This window comes from Roseburia sp. AM16-25 (assembly GCF_003473825.1).
Classification (GTDB): domain Bacteria; phylum Bacillota; class Clostridia; order Lachnospirales; family Lachnospiraceae; genus Pararoseburia; species Pararoseburia lenta.
Map to the genome: position 1 here is coordinate 731,593 of NZ_QUCW01000001.1, position 22,992 is coordinate 754,584.

Below are 22,992 nucleotides of genomic sequence, written 5' to 3' on the forward strand. Positions count from 1 at the left end.
ATCCTTAACAGGACTGTTCCTGCATCCATTTTTCTAATAATGATTCAATCACCTGCTCCATATCTTTGGCTGTATAATCATCCGGAAAGTACTTTGTCAGTTTCTTTTCTGAGAAAGTAAGAGACCGGGATACTTTCTTTGCCATCACACAGTTATTGAAAATTGATAACATCTGGATCTGATTGATTGGTCCATCATTCAGCTGATTTCTGAGTGCTGCAATCTGTTTTGGCTTGATAAATCCGGTGTCGCTGATATATTCGTAAATCCATTCCTGTACTTCCTTGTCGATATAGGAGATATCGACAGCAACCGTGAATTGAAGCTTTTTGTTATCTACCAGATCAAGAAGTTCCGGAATTAATTCTGTCAGTCGGATATACCGCTGAACACTTCGTGCACTTTCTCCAACCTGTTCTCCTAATAACTGATCTGTTCTCGACTTCGTGCCACTTTGGCACAAAGTTAAATCTGTCCGACTCCCCTGTCTTTTCATTGCATCAAGTTTCATCTTATAAGCAAAGGCTTTCTCACTGGGCAACAGTTCCTCTCGCTGAATGTTAGCATCCACCATCGCCACAATGGCATCATCATCTGATAATTCTCTTACGATTGCCGGAATAGTTGTGAGTCCTGCAAGCTGTGCTGCATGCATTCTTCTGTGACCGGATACCATTTCATATTCTTCATTTTCATCCATGCGAAGCAGTACCGGAGTCAGCACTCCATTAATCTTTACGCTTTCTACCAAGTCCTGCATCTTTTCATCATCCAGCACCTTGAACGGATGATTTTTAAATGGATGGATCTTACTGATCTCTATCTCCATTGCAGATTCTTCATTTACCACACCAAGCAATTCATCAATACTAGCCAGTTTAATCTTTTCGCCACTTCTATTTTTCATTATTCAAAACCTCCTGTGTCAATTTCATATATGCCTCAGCAACTTTTCCTTTCGGACAGTGCATGTAGATACTTTTTCCCTCTGCACTGGTCTCAGCTGCTTTTACGGACATCGGAATCACATTTTCAAATACTTCTATCTGGCTTCCGTATGTTGTATGTACTCTCGATGCAATGTCCCTTGCGTAATTGGTTCTGAAATCTACCATAGTCAACAGAATGCCCTCTATCGCCAGTTTCCGGTTCAGTCTTTTCTTTACTGTAAGAATGGTCTTGATCAGCTGCTGAAGTCCTTTAACAGGCAGATATGCAGCCTGCACAGGTATCAGAACAGAATCAGAAGAGACCAGTGCATTGATCGTCATCATACCAAGGCTCGGCATACAGTCGATCAGGATATAATCGTATCGGCATCTTATCGCATCGATATATTCCTTCATGATCATTTCTCTGCTCATAACATTTCCCATCGTTACTTCCAATGCGGAAAGCTCAATATTTGCCGGAAGAAGATCTACATTTTCCTGGTGATGTAAGATCCCATCTTCTAAAGAGATTTCTTCTTCGTTGATGACATCCATCATGATCGTTGCCAGTGTGATGCGAAGATCATCCGGTTCCTCATACCCAAGACTTGCTGTTAAACTTCCCTGTGGATCCGCGTCGATCAGCAACACTTTCTTTCCTTCTCTTGCCAGTCCAATACCTACATTTACGGTTGTGGTGGTCTTGCCGACTCCACCTTTCTGGTTTACTACGGATATAACTTTACACATGATTTCTTCCTCCTTTAACTTTCCCATGATTCTTTTTTCCATAATTTTAGCAGTGCCAGTATTTCCCGTTTCATCATTGCCGGTGTATAAGAATTTGGAAAATACTTGTGTAGCTGCTCATTGGTAAATGCTACTCTGGTGATCTCACCTTTTTTAACTTCACACATGATTTCTTCCATCTTTTCCAGCGATAACTGTTTTTCTTTACTCAGCTGCTTTATCCGCTGAGCCTGTGAGAGTGACGGAATCGCCTGTGCATAATCCATTGCTTTAAGCAGTTCTCTTTGTTCATTTTCTTTCAATGCAGCAATCTCTACTGCCGGACAAAAAGAAATAATCTCATCATCCAGTTTCTGCAACATTTCCGGTATAAGCTTTGTCAGTGATATATAACGCTGCACTTGTTTTGGGCTATCACCACAATCCTCACTGATAATATCTATCGATCGTTTTCTTGGTGTTTTGTGGTCAACTTGGCTCTTTTTTCGACCACTTTTTCTTTTTAGTACGTCATTCTTCAGTTTGTAAGCAAAAGCTTTTTCGCTGTAGCTGATCCGTTCTCTGTGAAGATTAGAATCCACCATACTTAAAATGGAATCATCTTCACTTAATACCCGGATAATCACTGGTACTTTACGATATCCCAGTTTCTCCGCAGCATGTTTTCTTCTGTGGCCGGATATGATCTCATAGTAACCATCCGGTACTGGTCTGACGATCAGCGGATTTAAAATGCCATACTTCTCAATGCTTTCCTGCAGAAGAAACATTTCCTTATCATCTTTTACTTGAAATGGATGTTCCTTAAAAGGGCGAAGACGCTCAATCTCAATTTCTATGATTCTTTCTTCTTTTTCTCCTGATTGTCTGTTTGGCTCAGTCATCTTGACTCCTTTCCTCCAGGATTCAGGAACTAAAAAATGCCTGCCTGGAACTTTTATAGATAGTAAAGTTCCAAACAGACATTGCTGTTTGACCATTAGCTGTAGCTAATAGAATTGAATACTGTTTCAGCTAATTTATGTTTGCAGGTTTGGGAGAGATTGTTCCTTTTCCCGCATTTTCTCTGATTTACATCCCCAAATAAGGGGTGACAACAGAGCGGAACCCAAATGTTAGCTGGACTTTCTAAAACCCATGTTTGCAAACCGGTAATTTTGATTAGCTGTCAGCTAACAAAAATCGGATTGCGTTAGCTGGAAATTGATCATTTTGAATGGAATTTTATGTCACGAACGTGATTAGAAAATAACAAAAGCGTTCGTTGTCAGCTAATCCAGCTAACATTTTCGAACGCTTTGAAGCCCGTCCATAAGAGGATTTGAACCTCCGACCCCTCGCTTAGGAGGCGAGTGCTCTATCCAGCTGAGCTATATGGACACATGCCGCAACCCCTTGATTTTACTGGGTTTCTGGGATTTTTCCCTTCGGCCATATATAAGATTATCAACTCTTTTTCGAGTTGTCAATCTACATATTTTTTCGATTTGGTAACATTAGAACGCTCCCCAATTTGGGGAATGCTTTGTTGTCACCCTTAGCATTTTTCAGAATAGATTCGAACTGAAAGTTGTTTTTCATTTTTTCCCTTTGGGGAATGCCTCGGCTTTCTCTTAGGAGGCGCTTGTTATATCCATTTAACTAAGAGAACAAATACAGGTCTGCCAAAACAGACCTTTTTATTAAATTAAAACTCCACGGTTCCCTGCATCCAAATGTTGCCCTTAAATCTACGACCAACCTCCGGGAGTCCCAATAGATCTTTTGCATTGATGCAAACATCAAACTCCAGATCATTACTTTCCAGATGCATCACATACAACTCTTCCATGGTAACATAATTTGTTAATTTATGGAACTCTTTTATTTGACCGATCACAGCAAATTTATCACTTTCAATACCATATGGCATAAAGGTTGTCTTTACAATGCTATAAACATCTTCCTTCGTGACACGCTTTGATATCATGGAATAGGTATCCATATCATCGATCGTCAGACTCTCGATCGCATCCTCATCCCCTTCTCTGGCTGCCGCCACGAGTGAAGTACGATCTGTCGTCTTTTTATCTGTCTTTTTTACGGTAGGCTCTGCCACCGGAAGTAATATCTTTCCCTCCAGCGAAAGTCCCGTCAGATAAGATCTGCGAAAACGATTTCCATCATAACCATGGCTGGACTTTTGCAGATACTCGATCGCATTCTGTAAGTAAAAGATCAGATTTACGCCAAGCCGCATCTCATCACAAAATCCCTGATAACTTTCTTTATCCGATTGCTTGATGATCTCCAGTTCCGCATCTGTAGAAAAATTACCGCCCTTACAATAAGGAAAGTAATAGTCTACTTTGAAATTGTCATCCGTATCATATACACCACGAATGGCAATTCCCGTATGTTCGCACACTTCAAAATCAAGTTCTACAAATTCATTTCCATCAGAATCCAAGGCTACTTCATGACTATCAGGCTTGCGTATCGCTTCATAGATCAAATGATCCAGTTCGTCTTTTGTAATATTGGAAAATCCAATCGCCTGTAAATAACTATGCATAAATTCCTACTTTCCTTACTTGTTACTCTCAAGCGCAGCATCGAGAGCCTGTTGTTCTTCCTCTGCAAGCGTAATGATGGAATTGCCGTCAATGATCTCTTTTACATATGTATAGCAGCCCTCACGACTATGAACAGCATTGAGGACAAATCCGTCATTCTTCTCATTTAACATGGCAAGTGAAAAGGAAAGTTTTCCTCCCATCTCCTGAAAAGCATCATACTTGATGAGTCCGTACTTCTGAAAACCAAACTTCATTCTCTTGAACAAAGCATCAATGTTTCTCTCATTTGCCGCATTACTCTCTATCAGTTCATCTACCTGCTCCAGACGATATACAAGTGTATCTTCCAGTGACTTGGCATTCTTACCACTCATAAAGATTGCATATCTTTTCTTTAACTTGCTCATCTGCACCACATTGATGATCATGAGGATGATCAAAAGCAAGATAACTGCTGCCATACCAATGACAACATAATCGGTACTGATTCCTAAATATTCTTCAAACATAATAACACCAACTTTTCTTTCTTTGTATTTTACAGAACATTTGTTCTATTCATGACGGATAGACTGAAACAGACCTACGATACGATCCAACTCATCCTGTGAGTAATACTCGATCTCTACTCTACCCTTTTTGTTATCCTTTGGCACGATAGTTACCTTTGTTCCCAGTGTCTTTTTCATCTGCTCCTGCAATTCTGCATAAATAGCCTCAAGTCTCGGATCGATCTTCGGCTCTTTTACCTTGTCACTGTCTTTCTCATTTTGCAGACGCTTTACTTCTTTTTCTACATCACGCACGCTGAGTTTTTCATCAAAAACGCGCTGTGCAAAATCGTACTGCTTATCCTTATCTGTAATACCAAGAATGGCTCTGGCATGACCGGTGGAAAGCATTTCGTCAATGACCATCTGCTGTACACGCTCATCCAACTTCAAAAGACGCATAGAGTTGGTAACGGCTGTTCTACTCTTTGACACACGCTCTGCTACTTCATCCTGTTTCAGATTGAACTCATCCAAAAGTTTCTTATAAGCAAGGGCTTCCTCAATCGGATTTAAGTCCTCACGCTGGATATTCTCGATCAAAGAAATCTCAACGATTTCCTGCTCTGAAAGATTCATAACGATAACAGGTACTTCTTTCAGTCCTGCTTTCTTTGCCGCACGCCATCTACGCTCGCCGGCAATGATCTCATAATAAGAATCTTTTCCGTTCTTTACTTCATGCACCCAAAGTGGTGATAAGACACCATGCTGTTTGATAGAATCTGCTAATTCCATCAGAGCATCTTCATCAAATGCTTTTCGTGGCTGCTCTGCATTTGGCTCGATCTTGTCAATGCTTACCATTGCTTTTGCATTTTCTACCGCATTCTGATCTGATACTTCTTTTGCACTTTCTATTGGTTTACTTGGAATTAAGGAATCCAGTCCTTTACCTAATCCTTTTTTTGCTGCCATGCCTAGACATCCTTTCTCTCAATAATTTCCTTTGCCAAATTACGATAACTCTCTGCTCCGGAAGACTTTGAATCGTAAAGATTGATCGGCAGTCCATGGGAAGGAGCCTCTGCCAAACGAACATTTCTAGGAATGATCGTCTGATAAACCGTAGCATTCAGATTTTCTTTGACAGTATCTACAACATCTGATGAAAGATTTGTTCTTGCATCGTACATGGTAAATACCACACCATCAATCTTAAGATTTGAATTCAATCTTTCCTGTACCAGGTCGATCGTATGGATCAACTGGCTGATTCCTTCCAATGCATAATACTCACACTGGATTGGAACAAGAATGGAATCTGCTGTTGTCATAGCATTGACGGTAAGCATGTTCAATGATGGCGGGCAATCAATAATGATAAAATCATAATCGTCACGAATGTAATCTACTGCATTCTTTAAAATATATTCTTTTTCATTGATGCCCAGTAATTCGATCTCCGCTCCTGCTAAGTTTACATTAGATGGAATCAAAGATAAATGCTCAATATTTTCCACTTTTGTCATACTCTCGCGAATGGAACATTCTCCCAGCATCAACTCATAAACTGTATTTTCTATTTCTTCTTTATCAATACCAAATCCACTGGTCGTATTTCCCTGCGGATCCAGATCGATAACCAATACCTTCTTACCCAACTCTGCCAGACATGCAGACAAATTTATAGATGTCGTTGTCTTACCAACGCCACCCTTCTGATTTGCAATCGCGATGATTCTTCCCATCTGATGATACTCCTTTTCTTTCTATTTTCTTATCGTATATTCTTATTTACAACGATACCAATTATAGCACTTTTATAGAACTTTAAAAAGCGATTTTTCCTAGTAAAATCAAGCCTTTCACTATATAAAATACTAGATATTGTCTATTCACATTATCCACATTAGAATGTTTCACGTGAAACATTTTTACAAGATATAGTAAAATCATCTGGAGTTTATCCAAATCTCAACACTAAATATTGTGGTCATTATTTGTGGATAAGTATATATATATAAAATGTTTCACGTGAAACATCTCGTCCATAGTACCTATATCTAGTGTTTCATAAATATTTTTCTTTTCTAGATATTGTCATATCCTGATTTGTTTTCTATAATTAATAGATAAATACAGGAGGATATTTAACAATACTACCATGAACTATAGGATAAGGAGTGTATATGACTTTAATAAAAAAGAAAGAAGATGAATTTTACAGTCCATGGCCAAGGATAGCCGCAGTCTCTCTTGTCATCGCACTGCTCGGAACAATCCTTTTTACCATACTCTATCTACATCTACAAATTGACTGGATAGAGTCGCTTGCCATCACATTTTTTACAACAAGTTATCATATCGTGATAAGACTGTTGTCTCCTCTTATACTAAGCCTCCTGTTTCATCATAAGTATAACTACCAGATATGGTGGTTTCAACCAAAGACATGGGAGACCAAACTATACAAAGGACTTAAAGTAAAACAATGGAAAAGGCAGGTCATGGTCTTTGATCCAAGCCAATTTTCTTTAAAAATACATAGCATACAAGAGGTCATCAATAATATGTGTCATGCAGAACTTGTGCATGAACTTATCATGCTATTTAGCATCTTGTCCATTCTCTTTACCATACCTTTTGGTGCCTTACCGGTATTCTTGATCACGGCAATCTGTGCTACCCTGTTTGATAGTATGTTTGTTATGATCCAGAGATACAACCGACCAAGACTTGTCCGCATCTATGAAAGACAGAATAAATAAAAAATGAGGGTAAACATATTGGATTGTTTACCCTCATAATATATCAAGACATATACTTACTGATATAGTGATCCAGTTCCAATTTTGCTCTTCTCGGATCACTTATAATATAAGAAGAAATCGTTTTTAATTCTTTTTCATGTGAAACATCCTTCAACTGCTCTTGGTTGTTCTTGGTGTCCTTTACCTCTTCCAATGCTTTTTCGCAGTCGGATAATTTTTCATGCACTCTGTCTATCTCAGAAGAAAGATTTATTTTATCTTGGTTCAATCCTACCAGTAATTGTTGCAGTTCCTGTATACGGGACTTGTTTTTTTGATTAATATCTCTTGGTGTGAAATCAGAAAAATAAGAACTATCCTCCTCATCCAAAAGATCTAAGAATTTTTCGTTTTCTTTAATTTTGCTAAGGACTAATTCATAGTCCTCATCCAGTTCTATTTTTTTAGCGATCAGTTCTTCCTGCTGCTTCTTTAGAAATTCGTAAACCATATTTCATCCTTTGATATTTATATATTTTATCACGTTAATACACTACCGTATTAAATATTTTTTAATACATAATTAGGATATTTAACTCCACCTATATTCTATAATATTATGACTTAGCATTGCAAGAATTCTACCTTAACAAAACAAAATAAATTATAGAAAAATTCTAAAAGTTTTCAGAAAATATTTGATAAGACGCATAAAGTACACTATAATAAAAAATAATAGGATTAGAAAATTTAGGGAGATCAAATATGGGTAAAAAACATTCCTTATTAAAAACAGTGCTTGCTGCAACGGCTGCTCTCTATGCGACCAACACAGCGATCGACTATCATGCAAAAGATAAAAATCTTTGTTCTACGGCAAAGGGTGATTTTTATGATTTTAAATATGGTCGAATCTATTACACCAGGCAGGGTCAGGGCGCTCCTCTCCTCTTGCTCCACAATTTAGATACCATCAGTTCCGGTTATGAATGGTCCAAGATTCTGAAAAAATTAGAAAAGGATCACACCGTATACACACTGGATCTTCTCGGATGCGGCAGATCAGACAAGCCATCACTTACTTATACGAATTTTTTGTATGTGCAGTTGCTGACCTCCTTTATCCAGGATGTGATCGGTGAAAAGACAAATGTCATTACCAGCGCAGATGCTTCATCCATTGCCATCATGGCAAATCAAATGAATCCTGATCTTTTCGATCAGATCATTTTGATCAATCCGTCTGACATCCATCAGATGAAGATGGAGACCAACCGTTTACAGATGGCGATCAAAAATATCCTGTTTGCACCACTGGTCGGAACAGCCCTCTACAACTTTTATGTCAGTGAAGATCATATCCGTTCTATCTTTGACAAAAAGTATCTGAGCCGCCCACTACAGGACAACAAGAAATTTACAGATCTGTATTATCAGTCTGCACACATCCATAAGAGTAACGGCAGATTTTTATATGCCAGCAAAAAATGTTCTTATACAAACGTGGATGTGACAAGAGCCATCACAGACAAAGATAATCTTCACATCATAGAAAGTACAGACCGGAAGAAAGCCATCAGCATCGCAGAAGAATATGTAAAGAAAAATCATGCGATCGATGTCACATACATTTCCAATTCAAAATTACTTCCAATGTTAGAAGTACCGGATCAATGCCTGAAGATCATTCAGAATTATCTGGCATAAAGTAACACGATTGACTTACACAAGATGGGACATGCTTATGATAGAAAATACAAAGGAATGCAAAATCTGTCACAAATTATTATCCGCTGATTATGAGGGCGACGTCTGTCCGCATTGTCAGGAGGAAGACCTCTTTATGCGTGTGAAAGATTACATTCGATCCAATGTTGTAAATGAATATATGGTAGCAGATCATTTTCAGATTTCCATAAAAAAAGTGAGAAACTGGATCAAAGAGGGGCGTATCGAATATGTAGAAAAAGATACACAGATCGTCGGCACCAAATGCCAGCGTTGTGGCAAGCCGGTTTCTTTCGGAACACTCTGTCCGGATTGTATGCGCCTCATGAATTACAACAATAAAAAAATCCAACTTACACCGGATTTCAAAAGTCAGGAAGACGATCGTATGCGTTTCTTGGAATAATAAAAATGGGATAAGAATTTCCTCTTATCCCATTTTTATGTCTTTAATGTAATGGATCCTTAGAAGGCATCCCCGCTTTTCTCGGATAAGCCTTTGGTGTCTTCTTTTCTTTTTGAATGACTACAAAAGACCTTTGCAGATCAGAATCCGGCAAAGAAAATTTGTGCACATCCGAAACTTTTCCACCCAAAAGATAAATACCTTTCTTTCCCTGATCCAGTTCTTTATCAATATTTGATGACTTGTAAGAGATAAAGACTCCGCCTACTTTTACAAATGGTAGACAATATTCTGACAAAGTCGAAATATTAGCAACGGCACGCGATAGGCATAGATCAAACTGCTCTCTGTAATTCTTGTTGCGCGCTGCTTCTTCTGCCCTGCCATGCACTGCCTCAACATTTTCCAGACTAAGTTCATCTATGACATCCTGCAAGAACAAAATACGCTTGTTCAAGGAATCCATGAGTGTGATCTCAAGTTCAGGAAAAGCAATCTTAAGCGGAATACCGGGAAAACCTGCACCTGTACCAAGATCAAGTACTTTCTGAGATTTATGAAGATCTGTAATCTCAACCAAGGACAAACTGTCTAAGAAATGTTTTTCCACAACCTCATCAAATTCCGTGATTGCCGTCAAATTCATGACCTTATTTTTTTCTATCAGCATTTCATAATAAATAAGAAATTGCTTGATCTGATCTTCTGATAAGTTAATGTCAAGTTCCTGCAATCCATGATAAAATCGATTTAAATTATAATTCATACACTTTTCCAATCTTTACTCTATATTATGTTCTTTCTTATAATCATAACTTTCCAGATAAACCAAAAGTACGGAAATATCCGCAGGTGATACACCGGAAATTCTGGAAGCCTGCCCTATACTAAGTGGCCGCAATGCCTCCAACTTCTGGCGGGCTTCAATACGAAGACTCGGAACGACTTCATAATCAATATTCTCCGGTATCTTCTTTGACTCGATCTTTTTAAAGTTCTCTACTTGTTTTTGTTGTCTTGTGATATAGCCTTCATATTTGATATGAATATTGACCTGCTCTCTCACTTCCGGGTGGAGGCGAGGCCTCTCCGGATCAATCGGCGCCAGACATTCATAATTCAGTTCCGGTCTGCGGATCAGATCTGCCAAAGTCACACCACAGTTCAAAGGTATGCTTCCCTGTGATTCAAGAAAAGTCTGTACTTTTTCATTGGCACCGATATGAACACTATGCACGCGCTTGATTTCCTGCTCGATCAGACGCCGCTTTTCTTCTACCCAGGCAAAACGCTCATCAGAGATCAGACCGATCTTATGACCGATCGGAGTCAAACGAAGATCCGCATTATCCTGGCGCAAAAGCAGACGATACTCTGCACGGGATGTCATCATACGATATGGCTCATGGTTTTCCTTTGTCACAAGGTCATCGATCAAAACACCGATATAACTTTCGGAACGATCTAATACAACCTGTTCTCTTCCTAAAATTTCAAGAGAAGCATTGATACCGGCAAGAAGTCCCTGACAGGCAGCTTCTTCATATCCACTGCTGCCATTGAACTGTCCGCCACTGAAAAGTCCTTTGATCTTTTTAAACTCAAGTGTGGCATAAAGTTGATTGGCATTGATGCAATCATATTCTATGGCATAAGCATTGCGGACGATCCTTGCGTGCTCCAATCCAGGAACCGTATGATACATGGCGTACTGCACATCTTCCGGGAGTGAAGAACTCATACCACCGATATACATTTCATTGGTATTGAGACCTTCCGGCTCCACAAACAACTGATGCCTGTTCTTATCAGCAAATTTTACGACCTTGTCCTCGATGGAAGGGCAATATCTCGGACCGGTGCCCTCGATCACACCGGAATACATTGGCGAACGATCTAGATTTGCACGAATGATCTCATGTGTCTTTTCGTTTGTATAAGTCAGATAACAGGACACCTGATCTATCTGCACATCCTCCGGGTCTGTGGTAAAGGAAAATGGAACAACTTTCTCATCTCCAAACTGTTCTTCCATTTTGTCGTAATCAATGGTCGAACCGTCTATTCTTGCCGGAGTACCTGTCTTAAAACGGTACATTTCAATACCATTTTCCACCAAAGAATCTGTCAGATGATTAGCAGCCTTTAAACCATTCGGTCCGGTATGTTCGATCACATCACCATAAAGACAACGGGCTTTCAGATAAGTTCCGGTACAAAGAACACATGCCTTACAATGATAGATAGCACCGGACAAAGTCTTTACCCCGGTGATCTTTCCGTCTTCTACTATGATCTCACAGACTTCTGCCTGACGCAGGGTAAGATTTTCGGTATTTTGCAAAGTCTTGCGCATCTCCATACTATAGGCAGCCTTGTCCGCCTGAGCACGGAGAGAATGAACTGCCGGACCCTTGGATTTGTTGAGCATCTTGGATTGGATAAAAGTATGATCAATGTTGATACCCATTTGTCCGCCAAGAGCATCGATCTCTCTTACCAGATGTCCCTTAGAACTTCCGCCGATATTTGGATTGCACGGCATCATAGCCACACTATCCATGCTGATCGTAAAAAGTATGGTATTTAACCCAAGTCGTGCTGCGGCAAGAGAAGCCTCACATCCGGCATGACCCGCACCGACAACAACGACATCATATGTTTCTTCTATTACTGGCATAATTTTTCCTTCCTAATTATGGGCACTTTCTATTTTCCGGTACAAAACTTTGCAAAAATCTCATTTACCAAGTCTTCCTCTACCGACTCACCAATGATAATACCCAGACTTTCATAAGCATCCATAAGATCGATCGACAGAAAATCTTCCGGCATATCCATAGAGATACTTTCCACAACATGCTTTAAACTCTCATTTGCATCAGAAAGCGCTGCAATATGTCTGGCATTGGTAAGAAATACCTCATTACTGTCCATGATCTGACCTGTAAAGAACATATCTGTGATCATTTTCTCCAGATAATCCAATCCCTGACCATTCTTTGCAGAAAACGGCAAAATGTCCTGTGACAGATATTTATGGATCTCGTCCGCATCCACGACCGGATCCAGATCCGTCTTATTTAAAAGTACAATAACTTTGAGATCTTTGATCTTTTCCATAATGGCAATATCATTTTCATCCAATGGTCTTGATGCATCCACGACATATAGGATGAGGTCAGCATTTTCCATGGTATCATATGCCTTTTTAACACCGATCTTTTCTACCACATCTTCTGTATGGCGAATACCCGCCGTATCAATAATGCGAAGGGCAATACCATTCAAACTGATCTGCTCCTCCAAAGTATCACGGGTTGTTCCGGCAATATCCGTAACGATCGCCCGGTCTTTTCTGGCAAGCAGGTTCAAAAGAGAGGATTTTCCGGCATTTGGTTTGCCAATGATCGTCGTCTTAATGCCCTCTTTTAACATAGAACCATTATCCGCGGTTGCAAGCAAATGCGAAATCTGATCTATGATCTCCTGTATCTTTGGTAAAAGTTCTTCCCCATAACCTGTAATGTCTATATGCTCCGGGTCATCCAAAGCCGACTCAATATAAGCGATCTCATAAATGATCTTAGACCGCATATCCTTGATCTGATCTGAAAAAATGCCCTGCAACTGATTGATGGAATTGTGAAGAGCCAAGTTGGAATTGGAAGAAATCACATCCATAACAGACTCTGCCTGGGAAAGATCGATCCTGCCATTCAAAAATGCCCGCTTAGTAAACTCTCCCGGTTCCGCCGGTCTTACACCCTGCGCTATAACGGCTTTCAAAATCTCCTGCATGACAAGTGTCCCGCCATGACAATCGATCTCAACAGTATCTTCTGTTGTATAAGTACGCGGAGCCTTCAAGACCAGTACCATAACTTCATCTATGACCTTATCATCATAAACGATATGACCATATTGTACGGTATGAGACTCTACTTCCGTCAGTTTCTGTTTTCCTTTATAAATTCGATCAACTTTTTCAATCGCATCCGAACCACTCACACGGATAATACCGATACCGGCATTTGTCATGGCAGATGCGATTGCACAAATAGTATCTGTCTTATACATAATCAATTCCTTATAAGAAAAAATTGGACCTTATCCCCATTTATTATGAAGATAAAGTCCAAAGATTTCAACCCATTTATATTATTTCTTCAGGGTAATAACAACATGTCTGTAAGGTTCTTCCCCTTCAGAATGTGTTACAACATACTTGTCATTCTGCAAAGCAGAGTGAATAATTCTTCTCTCATAAGGATTCATTGCTTCCAAAGAAACCGGACGCTTGGTTCTCTTTACCTTATAAGCCATGTTCTTGGCAAGGTTTTCCAAGGTTTCCTTTCTTCTTCTACGATAATCCTCTGTGTCGATCTTTACACGAAGATAATTGTCTGACTTTCTGTTGACAGCAAGGTTTGTCAGATACTGGAGAGAATCCAATGTCTGCCCGCGCTTACCGATCAGAACGCCCATCTCAGGTCCCTTCAATTCAATGTCGATCACACCCTCGATCTCATCAAACTTCGTGATGATCTCAACTTCTAAGTTCATCTTATCAAAAACTTCTGTTAAGAAATCTTTTACAACATCTTCCGGTGTAGACTTCTTTGCAACCTTGATGACTGCATCTTTGCTGCCAAAACCAAGAATACCGTTGCTGCCTTTTTCGATTACTTCATATTCAATCTGATCACTTGTTGTTCCAAGAGAAACCAATGCATTTGTGATTGCATCATCAACAGTTTTTCCTCTAAATTCTACAAATTCCATGATTTTAAACCCCCATTATTTATTATTACGCTCGTTAAAATCTTTTACCAGATTGGCTTTTGATGCCATAGATCCGCTTGCAGCATGTGCACGCGCTTCTTCTGCCTTGTTCAAAGCATCAATCTTGTCAGAAGAAATGTTTGCCTTTGAAGCCATGCTGTTGCTCTTTGTATTCATCTTTGCTGCTTCATAGATCTGTGCCTGACGGATACCGCGCTGCTCTTTCTTCTTTGCTGCTTTTTCTTTGTTCTTTTCAATAATATCATCCAGATTGATCTTCTCAAAATGCTTGTTCAGTAAGATCTGCTGAACGATACGGACTACAGAACCCATGGTCCAGTACAAAACAAGACCTACCGGACAGGTGAAGGCGATGAAAAGTGTCATCAAAGGCATCATCATGTTCATTGTCTTCATCTGCTGTGCCATCTGATCTGCCTGTGCGTTGCCGGATCCGGAAGTATCCTGTGTAGGCATCAACTTCATATTGACGACCTGTCCAAGATAAGAAACGATTGGAACTAAAAGTGCTGCAATGAGGAGCACCCAATACTTATCAGCCCATGCTGTCTTCATCAGATTCCAAGGTGTATCGGAAATATTTAAGATGAACATGTAGTTGATATCTTTTAAGTTTGCGGCTGTGGTTGCGATGGAGTCAGAAAGATTAGGAAAACTGTCTGCCAGAGCGCTCCAACCGGATTCACTCAATTTGTAAAGAACATCAATGATAGAATTGCTCATTGCTGTACCGGTTGCATCTGCATGAAAAGCAACATTCTTAAGGCCTGCACTCTTATAAAGTGCTTCCATTGTGCCAGCATAACCATCGGTTGCCATAATGCCGTTTACAACATCAGTAAAAATGTCTTTTACACTGGTAATGTAAGCCGGTACGTTCCAGAATACACGGTAAAGTGCAAAAAGGATCGGCATCTGAATGAGCATCTGTAAACAAGAACCCATTGGAGAAACACCGTATTTGTCATAGACCATCTGTGTTTCTTCCTGCTGTGCCTGCATAGAAGCAGTATCCTTTTTATTCTTATACTTCTTCTGGATAGCATTCAGTTCCGGCTGCATCTTTCTTGTAAGCACAGAAAACTTCTGCTGCTTATAAGTCAGCGGGAACAGACACAGGTAAATGAATACCGTAAATACGATGATGGTAAGGGCGATGCTGTTGATATGACATACGGAACTAAGAAAAACGTATATCTTATCCATGATCCAGCCGAGTCCCTTAGCGATTGGTCCTAAGATCGCACCATCATAAGCAGTTAAATATAACTCTGTCAATGTTAAAAACCTCCATTTTATGGAACAGGATCATAACCACCTTTTGAAAATGGATTACAACGAAGAATACGCCAGGCAGCCAAAGCTCCGCCTTTAAAAAAACCGTACTTCTCCACAGCATGCAGACCATAGGTCGAGCATGTGGGATAATACGGGCATTTCGTTGTCTTCATTGGCGAAATATACTTTCTATAGAATTTGATAATCCAGATTAAACCATTTTTCAAAATTGATTGCATATTCTTTTCCAATTATTACCTATTTAATATGTTGTGAAGACCTGCAAGATGAAGCAAAGCATCATTAATTTCATGATAAGAACAATCCCTTGCCCTGTTTCTTACAACGACTACGATATCCAAACCACTATTGAACATCTCTTCATGTAGTCTATAACTTTCTCTGATCAGTCTCGTCAAATGATGTCGTACTACACTGTTTCCTACTTTTTTACTAACAGAAATTCCAATTCGATTTGTGGATCCTTGATTCTCGCATACGTACATAACTAAATATCGATTTGCTTTGGATTGTCCGTTTTTATAAACATACTGGAAATCGGCATTTTTCTTTAAAGAATCACTGAATTTCACTAATATCCACTCACCTTTCCATGACAAAAAGTCTCTCGAATTGGGTCATGATCGTTTTTGATAAAAAGAAGAAAGACCACAGGGTCTGTGGCCTAAGCTGATAATTTCTTTCTACCTTTTGCTCTTCTAGCAGCCAATACTTTTCTTCCGCCTGCTGTACTCATTCTTGAACGAAAACCATGTACTTTAGATCTCTGTCTCTTTTTTGGTTGAAATGTCATCTTCATAGTATCCACCTCCCTTTATGAAAAAACATCGCTATCATTATAACAAAAAAAGTCTCAAAGTCAAGCAAAATCAACATTTTTTAGGTATTTTACCTTTTCCACAATTTTCTAAAATTCTCTTGATAAAGTGGATAACTTTGTGGATAAGTGTAAAATTTAAAAACATTCATCCACAGATATATTGCTAAAAATGTCATTTTGTGTCAGATATTGTGGTTTATAACTTATCCACATACTAAGTATATTATCCACTTTATGCACAAAGATAGCCCTATAACGTCGTATTTTGGAAAATAAAGAAAATAAGGTGCCTGTATTATCCCCTATACCTATGATGTTTTTGTTGATAAAATGGCTTTATTAAGGTATTATAGATGATAGGTTATTAGGATAAAGAACGGGGACTACATATGAATTTAGAACTTATTCAGGAAAAATGGGATGATATTTTACAGAGTTTCAAAGAAGAACACTCTATTTCTGATATTTCCTTCAAATCCTGGTTATTACCACTGGAGCCAACATCCATTGAAGATGATACACTAATCGTTGTCTTTGATCCAAAAGATGATCAGGAATCCGATCCTGACCAGATGGCAATCAATTATATCACCAAGAAGTACGCAAAGTTTCTTGCCATCATGATCAGTGAAGTATGTGGCTTTACTAAGGAAGTAAAATTGCGTTTTGCCTTACCGGGCGAATTCAGCACACCGGCTATCAATGAGACTTTTATTCCAAAGTCAGCCAACTATGCAACTTCTAATTTAAATGCAAAATACACTTTTGATACTTTCGTCGTAGGTGGCAACAACAAATTTGCCAGACAGGCATCTCTCGCTGTTGCAGAATCTCCGGGCGAAGCATACAACCCACTTTATATCTATGGTGGACCGGGACTTGGAAAAACACACCTTTTACATTCCATCGGCAATTTCATTATCAATGAAAATCCTGATAAAAAGGTACTTTATGTGACTTCCGAACAATTCTTAAATGAAGTCATCGAAGGCATTCGTGGATCCAATTCTTCCAATGCCATCACAAAGACCAGAGAAAAATATCGTTCGGTTGACATCCTTCTGATCGATGACATCCAGATTTTAATAGGTAAGGAAAGCACGCAGCAAGAATTTTTCAATACTTTTAATACCCTTTATTTGGCTGGAAAGCAGATCGTTATCACTTCCGATAAGCCGCCAAAAGAGATGGAGACTTTGGAAGAAAGAATCCGCTCCCGTTTTGAAAGCGGACTCATGGCTGATATCGGCAATCCTGATTATGAGACCAGAATGGCGATCTTGCGCAAAAAAGTCGAATCTGAAAAGATCAATCTGAGTGATGATATCTTGGATTACATTGCTGAGAATATCAAGTCCAACATCCGTGAACTGGAAGGGGCACTCAACAAACTCATTGCCTACGCCAATCTGGAAAAGAGCGAGATCACCATGGATATTGCCATGCGTGAACTTCAGAATATCATTTATCCGGACAAGCCTAGAGAAGTTACACCGCAACTCATCATTGAAGTTGTTTCTGAACATTATAATATTCCTATGGAAAAGATGCTTTCCAAGGATCGCAGTAAATCCGTTTCCAGACCGCGTCAGATTGCCATGTTCTTATGCAATACCATGACAGATGCTACCTTAGAAGGTATCGGTCAGTTACTCAACGGAAGAGATCACTCTACTATCCTACACGGACGTAATGTGATCGAAGAAGAATATAATAATGATGAAGAATTTCGTAAACAGATTGATACGATCAAGAAAAAGATCAATCCAAATTAGATGAGATTGTGTATAAGTTGTTGATTTCTATGTTTAAATATATGGGATAAGTTGTGAATTTATGTTTACAGCCTGAGGATAAAGGTAAAACACCTTAAGAGGTTGTCCCTTTTATCTACAAAACATCCTCTGTGTTTCCTCAGCCTTTCAACAGTACTTTTTGATTTAACTTTTAGGACAAGTCCAGAAACCATCAGCGTTTCACGACTTATACACTTTTGCACACCCTATAATAATATTACTATTAATTTCTATTATATTTATCTATGTTAAACTGAAAGGAGTTTTACCGATTATGAAGATCACCTGTCAAAAAGCAGAACTAGCAAAAGGAGTAAACATCGTTTCAAAAGCAGTTCCTACCAGAACTACCATGGCTATCTTAGAATGTATCTTGATCGATGCTTCTACAAATGAGATCAAATTAACAGCCAATGATATGGAAATTGGTATTGAAACGATCATTGAAGGCACGATTGAAGAAAGAGGTATCATTGCATTGGATGCCAGATTCTTTTCTGATATTGTTCGTAAACTTCCTGATAATGAAGTTACCATTGAAACAGATGCTACCTTTAAGACAACTATTACCTGTGAAAAGGCAAACTTTACTATAGTAGGAAAATCCGGTGAAGATTTTGCTTATATTCCGATCATTCCTCGTAATGAGCCGATCTTACTTTCACAGTTTACATTAAAGGAAGTGATCCGCCAGACCATTTTTTCTATTGCAGATAATGAAAATAACAAATTGATGACAGGTGAATTATTTGAAATTGAAGGAAATCATCTGAAAGTGGTTTCTCTGGATGGTCATAGAATTTCCATTCGTAACATCGAATTAAAGGAATCTTATGAAAATAAAAAGGTCGTTGTTCCAGGAAAGAGCCTGATAGAAGTCAGCAAGATCATTCCGGGATCCACCGAAGAAATGGTAAATCTCTTTATTACAGACAATCATATTATTTTTGAATTCGACAATACAACGGTTGTTTCCCGTCTGATTGAAGGCGAATACTTCAAAATCGATCAGATGTTGTCTACCGATTATGAGACAAAGTTTAAGATCAACAAGAGAGAACTTTTAGACTGTATCGACCGTGCGACTCTGATGGTAAAAGAAGGCGACAAAAAGCCGATCATCATGGATATTACCGATGGAAACATGGAATTAAAGATCAATTCTGTTGCCGGATCCATGAAGGAAGATATCGAGATTGGCAAAGAAGGTAAGGATATTTTGATCGGATTCAATCCAAAGTTCTTTATCGATGCCCTTCGTGTTATTGATGAAGAAGAAGTATCTATTTATATGGTTAATCCAAAGGCACCATGTTTTATCAAGGATGATGAGGACAAGTACATTTACCTCATTCTTCCGGTAAACTTTAATACAGCGACAAACTAAGAGGAAGATAAAATGGAAGAAATTAGTTTAAGAGAGGGCGATGACTATATCAAACTTGGACAATTACTCAAAAAAGCCAATATGATGTCCTCCGGTGTGGATGCCAAGATGGTCATTTTAGATGGACTGGTAAGTGTCAATGGCGAGGTGGAACTTCGTCGTGGCAAAAAAATCTACCCGGGTGATGTGGTTACTTTTGAGGGAGAGAGCGTTAAAGTAGTCAGATGATCATAAAGTCCATAGAATTAAGTAATTTTCGTAATTATGAACATTTAGATATTACATTTGATGAGGGCACCAACATTTTGTATGGTGATAATGCCCAGGGAAAGACAAATATCTTGGAAGCTGCCTATGTCAGTGGAACGACAAAGTCACACAAGGGCAGCCGGGATAAAGAGATGATCCGTTTTGACCAGACAGAGTCTCATATCAAGACGCTGGTGGAAAAGAACGAAAAGGAATACCAGATCGATATCCACCTCAAGAAAAATAAGGCAAAGGGCATTGCCATCAACAAGGTTCCCATCAAGAAAGCAAGCGAACTTTTTGGTATTTTAAATATTATTTTCTTTTCGCCGGAAGATCTGAACATCATTAAGAACGGACCGGCAGAGAGAAGAAGATTTATTGATGCAGAACTTTGTCAGTTGGATAAGATTTATTTATCGGATCTGACAAACTACAATAAGATATTAAATCAGCGGAATAAACTTCTCAAAGATCTTTATTTTAACCCGAGTCTCAAGGAAACACTTCCGGTATGGGATATGCAGCTTGTCAACTACGGCAAAAAGATCATTACCAGAAGAAATCAGTTTATCATGGAATTAAATGAAGTCGTTCATGATATCCATTACAAGATTTCCGGTGGCAGGGAAGAAATGGTTATCAAATACGAACCAAATATTGAGGATATTTTCTTTGAAGATGAATTGATACGCGCCAAGGAAAAAGATTTAAAATATGCACAGACTTCAGTCGGACCGCATAGGGATGACCTAAAAATCTCTGTGGGAGATATTGATGTGCGTAAGTTTGGTTCGCAGGGGCAGCAGAGATCTTGTGCTCTGTCGCTGAAATTATCAGAAATCAAATTAGTAGAGCAGACCATTCATGATAAACCTGTTCTTTTGCTTGATGATGTACTTTCAGAATTGGATCATAATAGACAAAATTATCTCTTACAGGCAATCGACGATACACAGACTATCATTACCTGTACGGGTCTGGATGATTTTGTGAAAAATAGATTTACCTTGAATAAGGTATACGAAGTAGAGAATGGATGCGTTCATTTACATAGCAATATGATGGAGGATAAAAATGAGTCAGAATAATCAGGAATATGGAGCAGATCAGATTCAGATATTGGAAGGATTAGAGGCTGTTCGTAAGCGTCCGGGTATGTACATCGGTAGCACATCTGAGCGTGGATTGCATCATTTGGTATATGAGATCGTTGACAATGCCGTAGATGAGGCTTTGGCAGGATTTTGTAGCCATATTATTGTAAGCATCAACGAAGATGGCACGGTTACGGTAGAAGATGATGGTCGTGGTATTCCGGTCGGCATCAACTCAAAAGCAGGAATTCCTGCGGTTGAAGTTGTATTTACAGTTTTACATGCCGGCGGTAAGTTTGGCGGTGGCGGATATAAGGTATCCGGTGGTCTGCATGGTGTAGGTGCATCTGTTGTAAATGCGCTTTCTAATTGGCTGGAAGTAGAAATCTGTCGTGACGGTAAGGTTTATAAGCAGCGCTATGAGCGTGGAAAGACCATGTATCCTTTGAAAGAGATCGGTACTTGTGATCCGGATAAGACAGGAACCAAGGTTACTTTTTCACCGGATGGATCTATTTTTGAGACAACGACCTTTGATTTTAATACCTTAAAGGTGCGTCTTCGTGAGACCGCATTTTTGACAAAAAATCTCCGCATTACTTTGCAGGATAAGAGGGAAGATCCGATCAATGAACGCGTTTTCCACTATGAAGGAGGTATCAAGGAATTTGTTACCTACCTGAATAAAGGAAATCAGGAACTTTATCCTGAGGTTATCTATTGTGAAGGCGAAAAAGATGGCGTTTATGTAGAAGTTGCCATGCAGCACAATGATTCCTACAATGATTCGTCTTATTCTTTTGTTAATAATATCATCACACCGGAAGGTGGTACGCATCTGGCAGGATTCCGTAGTGCGCTTACAAAGACCTTTAATGCTTATGCCAGAGAAGCAAAGATTTTGAAGGAAAATGAGAGTGCCTTTAGTGGAGAGGATATCCGTGAAGGATTGACTGCGATTATTAGTATCAAGATCGAAGAGCCGCAGTTTGAAGGACAGACAAAGCAAAAACTTGGAAATAGTGAGGCAAGAGGAGCGGTTGACAGTATTGTAAGTGAGCAGTTGACTTACTTTTTGGAGCAGAATCCGCAGGTTGCCAAATCTATCTGTGAAAAAACGCTGCTTGCGCAGCGAGCAAGGGAAGCAGCCAGAAAGGCAAGAGATCTGACAAGAAGAAAGACTGCTTTAGAGGGAACTTCACTTCCGGGTAAACTGGCAGACTGTTCCGATAAGGATCCAAAAAATTGTGAGATTTTTATCGTCGAGGGAGATTCCGCCGGTGGATCTGCAAAAACAGCGAGAAGTCGTGCAACACAGGCTATCTTGCCTTTGCGTGGTAAGATTTTAAATGTAGAAAAAGCTAGAGAAGATAAGATTTACGCAAATGCCGAGATCAAGGCGATGATCACAGCCTTTGGTACCGGCATCCACGAAGATTTTGATATTACAAAACTTCGTTACCACAAGATCATCATTATGACAGATGCCGATGTCGATGGTGCGCATATTGCAACACTTATGCTCACCTTCCTCTATCGTTTTATGCCGGAACTCATCAAGCAGGGCTATGTATATCTGGCAACACCGCCACTTTACAAGATCGAAAAGAACCGCAAGGTCTGGTATGCCTATAGTGATGAAGAACTCAATAACATTTTGACAGAGATCGGTCGTGACGGAAATAATAAGATCCAGCGATATAAGGGACTTGGAGAGATGGATGCAGAGCAGCTTTGGGAGACAACCATGGATCCGGAGCGCCGTATCTTAAAGCGTGTTATGGTTCATGATGAAAATGCTTCTGAAATTGACGTTACATTTTCGACTTTGATGGGTGATAAGGTAGAACCTCGTCGTGAATTCATTGAAGAAAATGCAAAATATGTTCAGAATCTTGATATTTAGTAGGAGGACGTTTA

General features: G+C 39.3%; 24 protein-coding genes and 1 tRNA gene. 8 read left to right on the top strand and 17 right to left on the bottom strand.

From position 1 onward, the window contains the following. Positions 1–4 precede the first annotated feature (4 nt). The 8 genes from DW183_RS03670 to DW183_RS03710 all read right to left on the bottom strand — a co-directional run bounded on the left by DW183_RS03670 (position 5) and on the right by DW183_RS03710 (position 6,482). On the bottom strand, positions 5–907 hold the full coding sequence (locus tag DW183_RS03670) for a ParB/RepB/Spo0J family partition protein (RefSeq protein ID WP_055163278.1): 903 nt from the start codon (positions 905–907) through the stop codon (positions 5–7). Further along, positions 897–1,682 (bottom strand): ParA family protein, encoded by a 786-nt coding sequence (locus DW183_RS03675; RefSeq protein WP_055163322.1) that lies wholly within the window; start codon positions 1,680–1,682, stop codon positions 897–899. Before DW183_RS03675 ends, DW183_RS03670 begins: the two co-directional genes overlap by 11 nt. Positions 1,683–1,696: 14 nt before the next feature. Next, positions 1,697–2,662 carry a ParB/RepB/Spo0J family partition protein gene (locus DW183_RS03680; protein ID WP_055163277.1) on the bottom strand — a complete coding sequence of 322 codons (966 nt, stop codon included), beginning with the start codon at positions 2,660–2,662 and terminating at the stop codon, positions 1,697–1,699. 326 nt (positions 2,663–2,988) lie between these two features. Next, positions 2,989–3,062, bottom strand: a tRNA-Arg gene (locus DW183_RS03690). Positions 3,063–3,369: 307 nt separating this feature from the next. After that, a complete protein-coding gene (locus DW183_RS03695) occupies positions 3,370–4,236 on the bottom strand; it encodes a DUF3881 family protein (protein WP_118280646.1) in 867 nt (288 codons plus the stop codon). Positions 4,237–4,251: 15 nt separating this feature from the next. After that, on the bottom strand, positions 4,252–4,749 hold the full coding sequence (locus DW183_RS03700) for a DUF4446 family protein (protein WP_118280647.1): 498 nt from the start codon (positions 4,747–4,749) through the stop codon (positions 4,252–4,254). Between the two features lie 45 nt (positions 4,750–4,794). After that, the gene (locus tag DW183_RS03705; RefSeq protein ID WP_118280648.1) at positions 4,795–5,709 is read right to left on the bottom strand and encodes a ParB/RepB/Spo0J family partition protein; all 915 of its coding nucleotides are present in this window, start codon (positions 5,707–5,709) and stop codon (positions 4,795–4,797) included. A 2-nt stretch (positions 5,710–5,711) separates the two neighbouring features. Beyond that, positions 5,712–6,482 (bottom strand): ParA family protein, encoded by a 771-nt coding sequence (locus tag DW183_RS03710; protein ID WP_118280649.1) that lies wholly within the window; start codon positions 6,480–6,482, stop codon positions 5,712–5,714. Positions 6,483–6,923: 441 nt separating this feature from the next. On the opposite strand from DW183_RS03710, the gene DW183_RS03715 reads away from it, so the two are divergent. Next, positions 6,924–7,502 (top strand): hypothetical protein, encoded by a 579-nt coding sequence (locus DW183_RS03715; protein WP_118280650.1) that lies wholly within the window; start codon positions 6,924–6,926, stop codon positions 7,500–7,502. Between the two features lie 43 nt (positions 7,503–7,545). Here DW183_RS03715 and DW183_RS03720 read toward each other — a convergent pair whose 3' ends face one another. Next, on the bottom strand, positions 7,546–7,995 hold the full coding sequence (locus DW183_RS03720) for a hypothetical protein (protein WP_118280651.1): 450 nt from the start codon (positions 7,993–7,995) through the stop codon (positions 7,546–7,548). Positions 7,996–8,249: 254 nt separating this feature from the next. Between DW183_RS03720 and DW183_RS03725 the strand changes: the two genes are divergently transcribed. Together DW183_RS03725 and DW183_RS03730 are read left to right on the top strand one after the other, a co-directional pair. Further along, positions 8,250–9,191, top strand: coding sequence for an alpha/beta fold hydrolase (locus tag DW183_RS03725; RefSeq protein WP_118280652.1), 942 nt, complete (start codon positions 8,250–8,252; stop codon positions 9,189–9,191). Positions 9,192–9,228: 37 nt separating this feature from the next. Next, positions 9,229–9,618: a FeoC-like transcriptional regulator gene (locus tag DW183_RS03730; protein WP_118534931.1), complete on the top strand. Its 390-nt coding sequence runs from the start codon at positions 9,229–9,231 to the stop codon at positions 9,616–9,618. Between the two features lie 43 nt (positions 9,619–9,661). Here DW183_RS03730 and rsmG read toward each other — a convergent pair whose 3' ends face one another. The 8 genes from rsmG to rpmH all read right to left on the bottom strand — a co-directional run bounded on the left by rsmG (position 9,662) and on the right by rpmH (position 16,522). Next, a complete protein-coding gene (gene rsmG, locus DW183_RS03735; RefSeq protein WP_199649401.1) occupies positions 9,662–10,384 on the bottom strand; it encodes a 16S rRNA (guanine(527)-N(7))-methyltransferase RsmG in 723 nt (240 codons plus the stop codon). A gap of 15 nt (positions 10,385–10,399) precedes the next feature. Beyond that, positions 10,400–12,298, bottom strand: a complete 1,899-nt coding sequence (gene mnmG, locus DW183_RS03740; RefSeq protein ID WP_118280655.1) for a tRNA uridine-5-carboxymethylaminomethyl(34) synthesis enzyme MnmG — start codon at positions 12,296–12,298, stop codon at positions 10,400–10,402. A 29-nt stretch (positions 12,299–12,327) separates the two neighbouring features. Beyond that, a complete protein-coding gene (gene mnmE, locus DW183_RS03745) occupies positions 12,328–13,698 on the bottom strand; it encodes a tRNA uridine-5-carboxymethylaminomethyl(34) synthesis GTPase MnmE (protein ID WP_118280656.1) in 1,371 nt (456 codons plus the stop codon). Between the two features lie 81 nt (positions 13,699–13,779). After that, positions 13,780–14,403 (bottom strand): RNA-binding cell elongation regulator Jag/EloR, encoded by a 624-nt coding sequence (gene jag, locus DW183_RS03750; RefSeq protein ID WP_118280657.1) that lies wholly within the window; start codon positions 14,401–14,403, stop codon positions 13,780–13,782. Positions 14,404–14,418: 15 nt separating this feature from the next. Beyond that, positions 14,419–15,702 (bottom strand): YidC/Oxa1 family membrane protein insertase, encoded by a 1,284-nt coding sequence (locus DW183_RS03755; RefSeq protein WP_243069504.1) that lies wholly within the window; start codon positions 15,700–15,702, stop codon positions 14,419–14,421. A gap of 17 nt (positions 15,703–15,719) precedes the next feature. Next, a complete protein-coding gene (gene yidD / locus DW183_RS03760; RefSeq protein ID WP_186854249.1) occupies positions 15,720–15,941 on the bottom strand; it encodes a membrane protein insertion efficiency factor YidD in 222 nt (73 codons plus the stop codon). A gap of 15 nt (positions 15,942–15,956) precedes the next feature. Continuing rightward, positions 15,957–16,295, bottom strand: a complete 339-nt coding sequence (gene rnpA, locus DW183_RS03765; protein WP_118280712.1) for a ribonuclease P protein component — start codon at positions 16,293–16,295, stop codon at positions 15,957–15,959. Between the two features lie 92 nt (positions 16,296–16,387). Further along, the gene (gene rpmH / locus DW183_RS03770; protein WP_005334681.1) at positions 16,388–16,522 is read right to left on the bottom strand and encodes a 50S ribosomal protein L34; all 135 of its coding nucleotides are present in this window, start codon (positions 16,520–16,522) and stop codon (positions 16,388–16,390) included. Positions 16,523–16,932: 410 nt separating this feature from the next. Here rpmH and dnaA point away from each other — a divergent pair, with 410 nt between their 5' ends. The 5 genes from dnaA (at position 16,933) to gyrB (ending at position 22,978) form a co-directional block, all read left to right on the top strand. Continuing rightward, positions 16,933–18,318 (top strand): chromosomal replication initiator protein DnaA, encoded by a 1,386-nt coding sequence (gene dnaA, locus DW183_RS03775; protein WP_118280658.1) that lies wholly within the window; start codon positions 16,933–16,935, stop codon positions 18,316–18,318. Positions 18,319–18,613: 295 nt separating this feature from the next. Continuing rightward, positions 18,614–19,726 (top strand): DNA polymerase III subunit beta, encoded by a 1,113-nt coding sequence (gene dnaN / locus DW183_RS03780; RefSeq protein WP_118280659.1) that lies wholly within the window; start codon positions 18,614–18,616, stop codon positions 19,724–19,726. Positions 19,727–19,738: 12 nt separating this feature from the next. Further along, entirely contained in the window at positions 19,739–19,954 is a 216-nt protein-coding gene (locus tag DW183_RS03785) for an RNA-binding S4 domain-containing protein (protein ID WP_118280660.1), read from the top strand. Continuing rightward, entirely contained in the window at positions 19,951–21,066 is a 1,116-nt protein-coding gene (recF, locus tag DW183_RS03790) for a DNA replication/repair protein RecF (RefSeq protein ID WP_118280661.1), read from the top strand. Before DW183_RS03785 ends, recF begins: the two co-directional genes overlap by 4 nt. Further along, the gene (gyrB, locus tag DW183_RS03795; protein ID WP_118280662.1) at positions 21,053–22,978 is read left to right on the top strand and encodes a DNA topoisomerase (ATP-hydrolyzing) subunit B; all 1,926 of its coding nucleotides are present in this window, start codon (positions 21,053–21,055) and stop codon (positions 22,976–22,978) included. Before recF ends, gyrB begins: the two co-directional genes overlap by 14 nt. Positions 22,979–22,992: the final 14 nt, after the last annotated feature.

Coding starts and splice junctions, on each gene's coding strand:
- DW183_RS03670 (WP_055163278.1), bottom strand. CDS start 907: ATGAAAAATAGAAGTGGCGAAAAGATTAAACTGGCTAGTATTGATGAA.
- DW183_RS03675 (WP_055163322.1), bottom strand. CDS start 1,682: ATGTGTAAAGTTATATCCGTAGTAAACCAGAAAGGTGGAGTCGGCAAG.
- DW183_RS03680 (WP_055163277.1), bottom strand. CDS start 2,662: ATGGTCAAACAGCAATGTCTGTTTGGAACTTTACTATCTATAAAAGTT.
- DW183_RS03695 (WP_118280646.1), bottom strand. CDS start 4,236: ATGCATAGTTATTTACAGGCGATTGGATTTTCCAATATTACAAAAGAC.
- DW183_RS03700 (WP_118280647.1), bottom strand. CDS start 4,749: ATGTTTGAAGAATATTTAGGAATCAGTACCGATTATGTTGTCATTGGT.
- DW183_RS03705 (WP_118280648.1), bottom strand. CDS start 5,709: ATGGCAGCAAAAAAAGGATTAGGTAAAGGACTGGATTCCTTAATTCCA.
- DW183_RS03710 (WP_118280649.1), bottom strand. CDS start 6,482: ATGGGAAGAATCATCGCGATTGCAAATCAGAAGGGTGGCGTTGGTAAG.
- DW183_RS03715 (WP_118280650.1), top strand. CDS start 6,924: ATGACTTTAATAAAAAAGAAAGAAGATGAATTTTACAGTCCATGGCCA.
- DW183_RS03720 (WP_118280651.1), bottom strand. CDS start 7,995: ATGGTTTACGAATTTCTAAAGAAGCAGCAGGAAGAACTGATCGCTAAA.
- DW183_RS03725 (WP_118280652.1), top strand. CDS start 8,250: ATGGGTAAAAAACATTCCTTATTAAAAACAGTGCTTGCTGCAACGGCT.
- DW183_RS03730 (WP_118534931.1), top strand. CDS start 9,229: ATGATAGAAAATACAAAGGAATGCAAAATCTGTCACAAATTATTATCC.
- rsmG (WP_199649401.1), bottom strand. CDS start 10,384: ATGAATTATAATTTAAATCGATTTTATCATGGATTGCAGGAACTTGAC.
- mnmG (WP_118280655.1), bottom strand. CDS start 12,298: ATGCCAGTAATAGAAGAAACATATGATGTCGTTGTTGTCGGTGCGGGT.
- mnmE (WP_118280656.1), bottom strand. CDS start 13,698: ATGTATAAGACAGATACTATTTGTGCAATCGCATCTGCCATGACAAAT.
- jag (WP_118280657.1), bottom strand. CDS start 14,403: ATGGAATTTGTAGAATTTAGAGGAAAAACTGTTGATGATGCAATCACA.
- yidD (WP_186854249.1), bottom strand. CDS start 15,941: ATGCAATCAATTTTGAAAAATGGTTTAATCTGGATTATCAAATTCTAT.
- rpmH (WP_005334681.1), bottom strand. CDS start 16,522: ATGAAGATGACATTTCAACCAAAAAAGAGACAGAGATCTAAAGTACAT.
- dnaA (WP_118280658.1), top strand. CDS start 16,933: ATGAATTTAGAACTTATTCAGGAAAAATGGGATGATATTTTACAGAGT.
- dnaN (WP_118280659.1), top strand. CDS start 18,614: ATGAAGATCACCTGTCAAAAAGCAGAACTAGCAAAAGGAGTAAACATC.
- DW183_RS03785 (WP_118280660.1), top strand. CDS start 19,739: ATGGAAGAAATTAGTTTAAGAGAGGGCGATGACTATATCAAACTTGGA.
- recF (WP_118280661.1), top strand. CDS start 19,951: ATGATCATAAAGTCCATAGAATTAAGTAATTTTCGTAATTATGAACAT.
- gyrB (WP_118280662.1), top strand. CDS start 21,053: ATGAGTCAGAATAATCAGGAATATGGAGCAGATCAGATTCAGATATTG.